This window comes from Lysobacter sp. CA199, assembly GCF_052078715.1.
Classification (GTDB): Bacteria; Pseudomonadota; Gammaproteobacteria; order Xanthomonadales; family Xanthomonadaceae; genus Lysobacter.
The window spans coordinates 251,016-261,711 of record NZ_JBQJIL010000013.1 but is presented as its reverse complement, the minus strand read 5'-3'; the positions used below and the strand labels follow the sequence as shown (position 1 = coordinate 261,711).

Sequence of the window (10,696 nt, the reverse complement as noted above, 5' to 3'; positions counted from 1 at the left end):
ACCGCACAGCGCCTTGAACTACAGACCACCAGCGCCCGAGGCCTTCATGCCTGCCAACGCAAGTGCACATCCACGTTTAGCCGCTTAAACTAACTTTACTTCTGGACCAGTTAACGCAGGCCAGTCACGATGAGCTGCTTAACGGTGAGATCTTCTACACCCTACGCGAGGCCCAGGTCGTGATCGAACAATGGCGACGCCACTACAACACGGTGCGACCGCACAGCGCCTTGAACTACAGACCACCAGCGCCCGAGGCCTTCATGCCTGCCAACGCAAGTGCACATCCACGTTTAGCCGCTTAAACTAACTTTACTTCTGGACCAGTTAACGCAGGCCAGTCAGTATTCATGTAACCACCGCCATACGCCATTACGCCGCATTGATCGTAGTACGCCATCTCTACCTTGCAGTTCGCGCCGCCTTTGGACTGGCATTGGGCTATAGCCGCCCTTTCCGCTTTTCGTTTGCTTGGCATCCCGCCGGCAAGTCCTATCTTGCCTGAAGCGCTGTCTCCGGCGAATGCCCCCCAACGTCTCGCGTATTTAGGTCCACCAGACGAGCCGCTTCCGCCCCAATTTTGGTGATTCGCTCCGGGAACACACTGCGGCTGGCCGCCCGCACCGATAGGGTTGGTAATCGTGCCGTCAGGGCAGCCATCAGCATAGGCGGCGCCAACGACGAGCAGGCCAAGTAGTGGGAGCCATCTAAGCATTTTCATTCCATATCTCCTGACCCCTAACGGCACAATTCAGAATCAACTCACTCCGCTATATTTTTTACTATCAGAATCTTGTCTTGTCTGATTCGCAACCGGCGGCGGCGTATACCCCGCCGAACCCGGACGGTAGGTATTGGCCGGCGCATTACCACCGCCACCACCGCCACCACCCGCAGACTGACCCGGGAAGTTATTGGTGCCGTAGTACGAACCCATCACGCCGCTGAAGAACATGCCTGCCATCGGCGGCGCGGTGATGATCAATGCCGACAGGATCATACCCAGACCGCCCTGCTGCAGGGCCATGCTCATCAAGCTTTCTGCCCCAAGTCCAAACCTGTTCGTGACCCAGAACGCACCGCCCACCGCCAAGGTCATGTCGATCGCGATGGTCGTCATGGTTATCAGCACCGCCATCGTCATCATGGTCGCGATACCGAAGAACAACCATTTTTGGAACAAGGCCTTGGTCTGATCGAACAGCAGACACAGGATGAAGAATGGCCCGGTGCCTATGAACAGAGCCATAGCGATCTTATTCAGCATCATCGCGATCATGGCCATGATGACCGGAGCCCCCAGGCCTACGCCGATCATGTCCATGGACTTCTGTTTGGTTTCGTTGGTCATCAGGCTGTCGCCGACGTCCACGGAGTCCACCGTCTCCAGGCCGACCTGCAGCACGCCCAGGATCTTGTCCATGTCCTTGTACGGGCCACCGTCATCGCGCCCGGTCATGACCTGACGCACCACGCTGGGTCAGCGCGCTGTAGCTCCTGTTGGCGGTCACCGCGGCCGACAGAGCGATACCGACGATCAGCTAAGCAAGGGCATTACTTCTTTGATAATAGGTCGACGTATACCACGGCACCAAAACTATAAGAACGTAACTAGCGTGCCATCGCCCACTAAAATCGCACACAATTCCGCTCAAAAAAAAACGCCCCGACGGGGCGTTTTTTACTGACCCATTATCTATTGGACGCGCTCTGGATAGCTACAGCCAGAATAGAAAATCTTACAGCTAGTCGTCCCAGCCTTCTTACAATCTTCCATCGCATAGGTTGACGCCTGACCCTCCTCAGCCGCGCTGGCAGATGTAAAGACAAATCCACCACTTGTCCCAGGCCCCGTAGCAGAAGCAACGCATTGATCGAAATACTCAATATTCTTTGCGCATGCAGCTCCACCCTTGGATTTGCAGTGCGCTAAAGCAGCATTGAGGGCCTTTCGCTTGCTCTTCTCTTCACTTGAGACACCTACTGCGCCAGTTACTGGGTCATAAGCTACCGCGCCAAACCGTCTGGCCCATTTAGCATTAGGGGCAGAGTTTGAAGACCCTCCTCCCCAGTTTTGATGGTTAGCTCCGGGAACACACTGTGGCTGACCACCAGCACCAACGGGATTGGTTATGGTGCCCTGAGGACATGCGTCAGCTTTAGCGCTCGGAGTAAAAAGCACGAGGACCATCAAAGAAAGGGCAGTACAAAAGAAAAATAAAGTCTTCATATCAGCGCCCTCAAATTAGGCATCGTTAAAAGCCAATCCAAACTGCCACTACCACCGCGCAACTCCGCCCTACTCTGGCCATGCCACTAAAACCTCAATTTGGCGCAGGAGCAACACATGAGACTCAATCGTTACTAGCGCGATTGCGTGCCTAATTCGGGTTGTCAACTAATGCGCCCCGCCTTGGCCACGGCTTGTTTGTTCTCTGGTTACCTGCTCCCTCACCGGTGCCACCGGCGGTGGCTGATATCCCGGCGATCCCGGACGATAGCTATTGGCCGGCGCATTACCGCCACCACCACCGCCACCACCCGCGGACTGACCCGGGAAGTTATTGGTGCCGTAGTACGAACCCATCACACCGTTGAAGAACATGCCTGCCATCGGCGGCGCGGTGATGATCAATGCCGACAGGATCATACCCAGACCGCCCTGCTGCAGGGCCATGCTCATCAAGCTTTCTGACCCAAGTCCAAACCTGTTCGTGACCCAGAACGCACCGCCCACCGCCAAGGTCATGTCGATCGCGATGGTCGTCATGGTTATCAGCACCGCCATCGTCATCATGGTCGCGATACCGAAGAACAACCATTTTTGGAACAAGGCCTTGGTCTGATCGAACAGCAGACACAGGATGAAGAATGGCCCGGTGCCTATGAACAGAGCCATAGCGATCTTATTCAGCATCATCGCGATCATGGCCATGATGACCGGAGCCCCCAGGCCTACGCCGATCATGTCCATGGACTTCTGTTTGGTTTCGTTGGTCATCAGGCTGTCGCCGACGTCCACGGAGTCCACCGTCTCCAGGCCGACCTGCAGCACGCCCAGGATCTTGTCCATGTCCTCGTACGGGCCTTCGTCGTCGCGTCCGGTCATGACCTGACGCACCACGCTGGACAGACCGTCGGTCAGCGCGCTGTAGCTCCTGTCGGCGGTCACCGCGGCAGACAGCGCGATCCCCACGATCAGCACCGACTTCAGCGAGTTCACCACCAGGCCCATCATCGGCTCGCGCGACTGGCCCGTGGCGATGCGGAAGCCTTGCACGACGATCCACAGGGTCACCGCCGTCGCCGCGAATGCGCCGATGATCTTGCCCACGCGATCGAGCAAGCGATCCTGGTAAGCCGCGATTACCGTGTCCAGATGATTCTTGATCAGGGCGAAGAACGCCATGGCCGGCAGATCTCCTGCCTGCATATGCATCCAGTCCAACAAGGAACCGGCCCCCAACGACACCATGTGACTGTCCATACGCCTTCCGTCTCCGTCGATCCGGGCCTACCCGGCCGCTCTGCTTCTATTTGCCGTTGCACTACTGGCCGCCGCGCGTCTCACGCGGCGGTGCGTATCAAAGATCGCGCTGCCTAGCCAACAGGAGACCCGCCTCCAAAGCCGCGCCTTGAACCACGGTCGAAGCGATGTTGCCCAGGATGTCGCCCTTGTCCTTCTTGTTCTTCAGCGCCTTCTCGGCCTGCGCGATCATGTCGTCGTTCAGCGCCTCCAGCACTGCCGTGTATGCATCGAGCATGTACTTGCCGTTCTGGAAGTCGGCAGACATCTGCGCCGACAGCTGGCCGGCCTGATTGGTATTGGTGAGCACCTTGCCGTTATCTTGCGAACCAGTGATGCCGTCGCGATTGCTGACCAGATCCTGGACCTGCTTATCGCGCTTTTCGACGTCCTTGAGCATCTTGACCATCACGTTGAAACGCAGGTTGCGCACCTGGACGATGCGCTGGCAGATCTTGTACTGCTCTGTGGCGACGCCGGTCTTGCCCATCTGGCAAAGCACATCCATGTCCTGATTGACGCCGCGCTCCTGCAGCTCTTCGATCTTCTGCTCGCGGAAACCCGCGGCGGCTTTGAGATTGAAGTTGCCGATATTCAACGAATTGTAGGTATCGGTCAGCGTCTGCACCTGCTGCTTCAGCTCGGTGAGCTGCTGGACCAGCTTGGCTTTCTGGATACCGAGCTGGATCTTGTTGGCGATCTGAGTGATTTCCGATGCCAGGTAGGCATGCGCCGGCGCCGGCGTCAGCGCGGCGACACCGAGAGCCACGGACAGCGCCAGGCTCAGGCCGGTAGCGGAGAAGCGGGACGAAGATTCATGGTTCATGGTCGTTGGTCCTTGAAAGTTTGAAGACGATCGGGAGGGTCTGTGAGGCTTAAAGGTCGCGCGACTTCGCTGCTTGCAAACCCGCAGCCAATGCCACACCTTGCACGGCCGACCCGATCGCGTCCTTGCCGGTCTTCTTGTTGATCAATGCCTTGCTGGCAAGCAAGGACATTTCGCCGTCCACAGCCTCCAACATCGATTCGTAGGCTTTCATCAATGCGACGTTGTTCTGCATGTCGACTTCCAACTGCGCTTTCAATCCCGCAACAGCCGCGTCGTTCTTCATCAGCTTGCCGATATCGCTGGCGGGAATGCTCTTTCGATTCTCCTGAAGCTTGCGAATATCGGCATCGCGCGCATCGATGTCCTTGAACATCTGCACCATCGCGTTAAAACGGCGATTGGTGATTTCCACGCCCTTCCTGCACCACTTGAGCTGGTCCTCGGCGACGCTGCTCTTGCCCTTCTGGCAAGTCTCGATGCCGTAGCTGAGATCGCGCTGCTTGAGTTCGCTGATCTTGATGCGCTCGCCGGCGTTGAGGTCGAGGCCGAAGCTGCCAATACTCATTGCAGCGAGCTTGTCTTTCTCCGCCTGCAGCTGCTTCTGCATCTGAGTGTACTTGCCGAACTCCTGCTCCACGTTCTTGAGCAGGACACCCTGATTGGCCCACTGGGTGGGCTCGCTGGCGCACAAGCCGACCGGGTAGCCATACACGAGGTAGCACAGCTGCGCCTGCGCGGGGCGAGGCAGCAACAGTGCGCCCACGCCGATCAGCAGCGCGGGCAGCATTGACCAAACGGAAGATTTGACGTGCATCGGTCGATTCTCCTTAGGTATCCGCCCCATCCTGCGGCGGACGACGTTACTGCGTTTGCTTACCGGTAAAACGGGCATCTGCCCCGACAGGGGTCAGGCCCGCGCCGTCCGCCCTTCGGCAGCCGGCTTGCCCTTGCCCGAACCCTTGCGGTTGGCATAGAAATCGGCCAGCCACTGCTCCGGGGTCAGGTCGTCCTGGCTTATGCCGGCCTTGGCGGCGGCTTTTTCCAGAACGTCGTGCATGATTTCGATGTTGTCGGTCGACGCCGAGATCACCGCCAGGGCGTCGTCCATGCCGCGCAGGTTGAGCTGGCAGACCGTCGCCGCGTGGCCCTGCTTGACCAGAAAGCAGCGCGAACGCTCGTCCAGGCTGCGCACCACTTCGTACTCGGCATCGGTGAGCTTGAGGCCCTCGATGTAGTCCTCACGGTTGGCGTTCGGATTGGGCAACAGGATCAGCGTGGCGGTCTGTTCGATCAGCGAGGCGGAGATGTCGCTGGCCAGCGCATCTTCCGGGCTCTGCGTGGCGAAAATGCCCAGGCCGTTCTGCTTACGGATGGTCTTCTGCTTGTTCTTGGCGAAATCCTTGAGGGCGCCGCCGCCGTCGAGAATCTTCCAGAACTCGTCCATGACGTAGATTAGCGGGCGTCCGTCGATCAATTGCTCCAGACGGTGCAGCAAATAGTTGATGACCGGGACCCGGACCTCGGCGTTTTCGAGCACCTCGGTGTAGTCGAAGCCGATGATGTTGGCCTTCTCGAGGTTGATCGTGTCGACCGGGTTGTCGAACACCCAGCCCAGCGAATTGCCCGCGGTCCACTTGCGCAGGCGCGCATACAGGCCGTCGTCGCCCATGTTGGGCAGGCTCTTCTGCAGGTTGGTCATGCTGCGCAGGTGCATCGGCGTGTCGAGGATGTTCTCGACCGCGCGGTAGATATCCTCGTCCTCGCGCGCCGAGTACTGGCTCTTGTTGGCCAGCACCTTGATCAGGTCCGAGAGGAACTGGGTGTTCTCCTCGTTGTTCTCGCACTGGAACGGGTTGAAGCCGGTCGGCTGGCCGTTGTCGAGCGCGAGGTAGTTGCCGCCGCAGGCGCGCACGAAGATCTCCGCGCCGCGATCCTTATCGAAGAAGAAGATGGTCGGCGTCGGCTTGAGCTTCTGCACCTGGCTGAGCAGGAAGTTGATCAGCGCGGTCTTACCGGTACCGGACTTTCCGATCACCATGGTGTTGGCGATCGCCTTCTCGCCGAGCGAATTCTCGGCAGGATGGGTGGCGTGGAAATTGAAGTAATACGGCTGACCGTTGGTGGTCTGCAGCGTGGTAACCGAATCGCCCCAGGGATTGTTGTGCTGTTTGCCGGTGGCGAAGTTATGCAGCGGCGACAGGCCGAGGAAGTTCAGCGAGCTGACGTTGGCCAGGCGCGTGCGGTACTTCCAGTTGCCCGGGAACTGCGAATAGAAGGACGAGGTGACCGCCAAGTCTTCCTTGGCCGAAACGAAACCGGCGTTGGACAGTTCGGCGCGCGCGGCGGCGACCTGCGCGGCCAGCTTTTCCTGGCTGTCGGCGTAGACGGCGAAGGTGAAGTGATACTCGCCGAGCACGAAGTTGCCCGAAGCGAGCTGGTCCATCGCGTAGTCGAGCTCGATGATCTGACTGACCGCCTTGTCGCCGGAGGACACCATCATGCCCTTGGTGCGGTCGAGCGCCTTGAGCGCGTCCTGACGGCCCATGGGGCTGAAGGAATGGGTGATGACGTATTCGAAATCGAGATACTTCAACCCGTTGAGAATGCCGGGATAGGTGCCCTCGGCATACTCCTTGATATTCAAGATAGCGCCGAAATGGTTGGCGCCGGTCGGCGTGGTGACGACGAAATCGCCGGACTTGGCCGAGAAGGTCAGACGGCTCACCGGCAGGTAGTTATAGACCGGCGCGTTGAGCACCGGCACCGGCTCATCCAGGCGGTTGAGCAGGTAACCGAAGAATTCCAGCGCCTCGGAGAACACGACGCCGTTCTTGGCCTCGTACATGCTCAGGCGGATGGGTGCGTAGTCCTTGATCACCGCTTCGACGTTGCCGGCCAGTTCAAGGGTCTTGTTGATGGCTTCGTCCTGCAGATCCTGCAGACGCTGCGTGTCGGTCGCCTTTTCGGAGAATCGCTTGCTGCCGACGATGGGGCGATAAATCATCGTCAGGTACAACTCGTTCTGCATCAGCTTCTGCGCGGACAACGAGGCGAAGTAGCCGTCGGACAGGTCCTGATTGAAGATCTGGCCGAACTTGTTGTCGGTGCTGATGCGGCGGCGGCGGCGCATATCGTGCACCCAGAACGCCACGTTGGTGAAATCCGGCGCGCGCAGGGTCTGCAGCAGGCGGTTGAAGGTGTTATGACGATGTTCGAGCTCCCACTCCTCGCGGCCGACGAACGGCAAGCCGCCCAGGCGCCACACCAACAGGAAATCGCCACCGGTGGTCTTGAGCACGGTGGGCGCCACATGCGTGGACAGCGGTATGAACTCGCTGACGGGGGTATCGGGCGTGAACATGAAGTCGGTGGCGTATCCGTAGGGATGGGAACGAATCGGGTATCGCTACCGGCGATGAGGCGTCAACGCGACGCCCCAAGCCGGTTGCAGCCACCATGCGCGGGGCGCATGGCGGCTGCGGTCAGCATCAGCCTTTCTTGTCGCCCGGATTGCGATAGTAGTTGGGCGTAAACACCCACATACCCTGGTGTTGCTGCAGGTTCCGCATCTTCATGCGGAACTGCAGGCGCAAGCCGAGCAGGCGGAAGATCATTTCATCGCGACGTGCCATCTGACGCATGATGAAGATCACGACCGGCAACAAAAGAATGCAGAACATGTCGATGTAGAACGTCAGCAGCAGGCAGGCGCCCGCTCCGAACGTGAACGGGACGTACGGCACGCCCAAAAACATGGGCGGGCGCGTACAGCCCCGGAACAGCACGTTCTTATGCATAGTTCTGCAGCAGCGACATCGCCATCATCGCGCCGGACTTGACTTCCGAGCCGACGTTGTCCGGAATGACCATCTTGGCCAGCTGCGCGGCCGCGCCGATCAGGAAGCCGCCGATCAGAACCGGAGCGACGTCGGCGATGCGCTTGTGAGCGAAGGCGATCTGGTAACCGGCGAAGATCACCGCGATGGTGACGATCGCGACCGAGGCAATGTTCAGCAGGCCGTTCAATTTGGTCAGGAAGCCGCCGACGCGCGTCTCAGCCGTCTGCGCGAAGCTGACTTCCGGCAGCATCAACATGACGACGAAAACGGTGGCCATGGCGAAAGCCGACAGGAAGTTCTTGAAGTAAACGTTGGAGTTCATGAGATATCCCTTCTGTTCGTTGTGGGCGAAGTCGAGCTAGGTACGTGGGTGACGCGTCGGTGGAGGGGAAACGCTTGGATCGATACGGGTACAAATGAGGACACGGATGCAACTGAAGCGGCCGACTAGAAAACGAAGGCCTGGTCGCCTTGCGAAGGCGGTTGCGCGGGTGGGCGCGCGGGCGCATTGGCCGCCGGCCCGCGCATCAGCGAGACGCTGACCGGTTGCTGCAACTGCGGTACGGCCGCGGCCATGCTGGGCGCCATCGGCGCCGGCTGAGCGGCGGCGGCCATCGGCAGGTTCGCGATAAGGTTGGCTGAGGGCTGAGCGACCGCGGCGAGCATCGCCGCCGAGGCGGCGGCCTGGGTCGCGGCGGTATCGGGCTCGCGCACGCGCGAGGCGATCAGGGCCTCGGTGCGGGAGGACGCGCTGCGGCGAGCAGGCGCATAGACCGCCGGAGCCATCGCCGCGATCTTGGGAGCGCCGGTGGACGGCTGCTTGGGATCGCCGATCACCGCGATGGCCTCGACGCCGGAAGCGCCGGCCTGGCTGCCGCGCATCGACGCATAGATCTTCTGCACGTAACCGTGGCGGAAACCGGTGGTGAAGTTACCGGAGTAATAGCAACTGAAAGATTTGCCCCAGTCCTGCGAGCGCGTGTAGCACTCGGCCAGGATGCGCGAGCCGGCCTGCAGGTTCGGACAGACGTCGAAGGCCTTCTCGTAGGAGTCCAGGCCGTACTTGCCGAGGTTGTAGCGATTGACCTGGGCGACGCCGAGGGAAAAGTTGTAACCGCGGCGCTCAAGCATGCGCACGGTGGCGACGGCTTCGGGAAGGTTCTTGGGCTGGCGCACCAGACGGCCACCCACTACGCCGATGGCATAGGGATTGAAAGACGATTCCACGCGCACGACGTGATGCATCACTTCGTGCGGAACCGCCAAGCCCGTGCAATTTGTCAGTTCAATACCGGGCAACATTCCCTAGTCCCCCCCTGCGCCAGCCTTGGCGTTGTGTCCTTCCCATTATAAAACGGATAGCGACAAGGCTGCGAACCCAAATCGCCGACATAATCATTCACGTTCCAGCCAGCTTTGTCAACGACACCCCGCCCGCCGCCGTCAGTTCGCGGCCAGCTGGCGCTCCGGACTGAAGTCGATGCCGGTGATGTAGCGCTGCCCCGCATGGGCCTTGATGTGGACGACGATATCGATCGTCAGCTGCAACAAGCGCTTGATCACCGCGAACTCCAGGCCGGACCCCTCGGCCGAGGCCTTCACCATCAGCGAAAGCTGGTCCCAGGTCTGGGCCGTGCTGCCAGCGTGGCAGCTGGTGATGGACCCCGGATGACCGGACGCGCAATTGCGAATGAAGTAGAAGGATTCGTCGCCGCGCAACTCGGCCAGGATGATCCGGTCCGGCTTCATGCGCAGGCAGGCTTCCATACAACTCTTGGCCGTCACGTTGCTCGTGCTTTGTCCACCTTTCGAGTAGAGCAAGTGCACGACATTGGGCTGGGTGATGAAGAGCTCACGGGCGTCTTCGATGGTCACCAGGCGCTCGTAGTCGGGAATGTGACCGACCAGCGATTTCATGAAGGTGGTCTTGCCGCTGCCGGTGGCGCCGGCGACGACGATGTTCTTCTTGTATTGCACCGCTTTCTTGAAGAACTCGGCGTAGTTGCGCTGGGCACGGATCTCCAGCAGCTCGCGGTCGTGCTCGCTGACCGACGCGGTCGTCTCCAGGATCTGCTCGAAGAATCCGTCTTCCTGATACTGCTGCAGGGTCTTGTTGTGCTTGGACGGCAGACGGATGGTGATCGAGACCTTGCCCGCGTCGCAGGCCGGCGGAATCACGAACTGCGCGCGCTGCCCGGTCGGAAAGGTCAACGAGACCACCGGATCGGCATCGGTGATGCGCTGCCCGGTGTTGCTCTCGTTGACCACCGCGGTGCAGAACTGCCGGGCCCGCTCGAAATTCAGGCTCGGCACTTCCAGGCGCTGCCAACCGGCACGGGTTTCCAGGTACAGCTCACCCGGCCGGTTGATGCAGATTTCCGTGACATCCGGGGAGCTCATGTACTCCAGGATGCCGAGTACCTGGTACTGATACTCCAGGAAGTCGTTGGAAACCTGTGCTATCGGTGAATTGTCTGAATCCATTGCCAGTGCTTGCCTTGT

At 59.8% G+C, this 10,696-nt stretch carries 11 protein-coding genes and 1 pseudogene; 1 reads left to right on the top strand and 11 read right to left on the bottom strand.

The window, feature by feature from the left end; genetic code table 11:
* Positions 1-128: 128 nt before the first annotated feature.
* Positions 129-305 (top strand): annotated as a pseudogene (locus tag ACTOWJ_RS23755) (integrase core domain-containing protein); the annotation flags it as partial.
* Here ACTOWJ_RS23755 and ACTOWJ_RS23750 read toward each other — a convergent pair.
* The 11 genes from ACTOWJ_RS23750 to virB11 form a co-directional block, all read right to left on the bottom strand.
* The gene (locus tag ACTOWJ_RS23750) at positions 302-715 is read right to left on the bottom strand and encodes a DUF4189 domain-containing protein (RefSeq protein ID WP_441337100.1); all 414 of its coding nucleotides are present in this window, start codon (positions 713-715) and stop codon (positions 302-304) included. The pseudogene ACTOWJ_RS23755 and the gene ACTOWJ_RS23750 sit on opposite strands and share 4 nt — an antisense overlap.
* Positions 716-757: 42 nt before the next feature.
* Complete coding sequence (locus ACTOWJ_RS23745; protein WP_441337083.1) at positions 758-1,423, bottom strand: type IV secretion system protein; 666 nt, start codon at positions 1,421-1,423, stop codon at positions 758-760.
* A gap of 273 nt (positions 1,424-1,696) precedes the next feature.
* Entirely contained in the window at positions 1,697-2,191 is a 495-nt protein-coding gene (locus tag ACTOWJ_RS23740) for a DUF4189 domain-containing protein (RefSeq protein ID WP_441337099.1), read from the bottom strand.
* A 207-nt stretch (positions 2,192-2,398) separates the two neighbouring features.
* Positions 2,399-3,487: a type IV secretion system protein gene (locus ACTOWJ_RS23735; RefSeq protein ID WP_441337082.1), complete on the bottom strand. Its 1,089-nt coding sequence runs from the start codon at positions 3,485-3,487 to the stop codon at positions 2,399-2,401.
* 97 nt (positions 3,488-3,584) lie between these two features.
* Complete coding sequence (locus tag ACTOWJ_RS23730) at positions 3,585-4,352, bottom strand: hypothetical protein (RefSeq protein WP_441337081.1); 768 nt, start codon at positions 4,350-4,352, stop codon at positions 3,585-3,587.
* Positions 4,353-4,401: 49 nt separating this feature from the next.
* Positions 4,402-5,169 carry a hypothetical protein gene (locus tag ACTOWJ_RS23725; RefSeq protein ID WP_441337080.1) on the bottom strand — a complete coding sequence of 256 codons (768 nt, stop codon included), beginning with the start codon at positions 5,167-5,169 and terminating at the stop codon, positions 4,402-4,404.
* Between the two features lie 93 nt (positions 5,170-5,262).
* Complete coding sequence (locus tag ACTOWJ_RS23720) at positions 5,263-7,716, bottom strand: VirB4 family type IV secretion/conjugal transfer ATPase (RefSeq protein ID WP_441337079.1); 2,454 nt, start codon at positions 7,714-7,716, stop codon at positions 5,263-5,265.
* 127 nt (positions 7,717-7,843) lie between these two features.
* On the bottom strand, positions 7,844-8,152 hold the full coding sequence (locus tag ACTOWJ_RS23715; protein WP_441337078.1) for a type IV secretion system protein VirB3: 309 nt from the start codon (positions 8,150-8,152) through the stop codon (positions 7,844-7,846).
* Positions 8,145-8,516 carry a TrbC/VirB2 family protein gene (locus ACTOWJ_RS23710; protein ID WP_441337077.1) on the bottom strand — a complete coding sequence of 124 codons (372 nt, stop codon included), beginning with the start codon at positions 8,514-8,516 and terminating at the stop codon, positions 8,145-8,147. The genes ACTOWJ_RS23715 and ACTOWJ_RS23710 overlap by 8 nt, the downstream gene beginning before the upstream one ends.
* Before the next feature lie 125 nt (positions 8,517-8,641).
* On the bottom strand, positions 8,642-9,484 hold the full coding sequence (locus tag ACTOWJ_RS23705; protein ID WP_441337098.1) for a lytic transglycosylase domain-containing protein: 843 nt from the start codon (positions 9,482-9,484) through the stop codon (positions 8,642-8,644).
* A 153-nt stretch (positions 9,485-9,637) separates the two neighbouring features.
* Entirely contained in the window at positions 9,638-10,678 is a 1,041-nt protein-coding gene (gene virB11 / locus ACTOWJ_RS23700) for a P-type DNA transfer ATPase VirB11 (protein WP_441337076.1), read from the bottom strand.
* Positions 10,679-10,696: the final 18 nt, after the last annotated feature.

Bases quoted from the DNA above. Each gene is read 5' to 3' on its own strand.
- ACTOWJ_RS23750 (WP_441337100.1), bottom strand. From the start codon at position 715: ATGCTTAGATGGCTCCCACTACTTGGCCTGCTCGTCGTTGGCGCCGCC.
- ACTOWJ_RS23745 (WP_441337083.1), bottom strand. From the start codon at position 1,423: ATGGACAAGATCCTGGGCGTGCTGCAGGTCGGCCTGGAGACGGTGGAC.
- ACTOWJ_RS23740 (WP_441337099.1), bottom strand. From the start codon at position 2,191: ATGGTCCTCGTGCTTTTTACTCCGAGCGCTAAAGCTGACGCATGTCCT.
- ACTOWJ_RS23735 (WP_441337082.1), bottom strand. From the start codon at position 3,487: ATGGACAGTCACATGGTGTCGTTGGGGGCCGGTTCCTTGTTGGACTGG.
- ACTOWJ_RS23730 (WP_441337081.1), bottom strand. From the start codon at position 4,352: ATGAACCATGAATCTTCGTCCCGCTTCTCCGCTACCGGCCTGAGCCTG.
- ACTOWJ_RS23725 (WP_441337080.1), bottom strand. From the start codon at position 5,169: ATGCACGTCAAATCTTCCGTTTGGTCAATGCTGCCCGCGCTGCTGATC.
- ACTOWJ_RS23720 (WP_441337079.1), bottom strand. From the start codon at position 7,716: ATGTTCACGCCCGATACCCCCGTCAGCGAGTTCATACCGCTGTCCACG.
- ACTOWJ_RS23715 (WP_441337078.1), bottom strand. From the start codon at position 8,152: ATGCATAAGAACGTGCTGTTCCGGGGCTGTACGCGCCCGCCCATGTTT.
- ACTOWJ_RS23710 (WP_441337077.1), bottom strand. From the start codon at position 8,516: ATGAACTCCAACGTTTACTTCAAGAACTTCCTGTCGGCTTTCGCCATG.
- virB11 (WP_441337076.1), bottom strand. From the start codon at position 10,678: ATGGATTCAGACAATTCACCGATAGCACAGGTTTCCAACGACTTCCTG.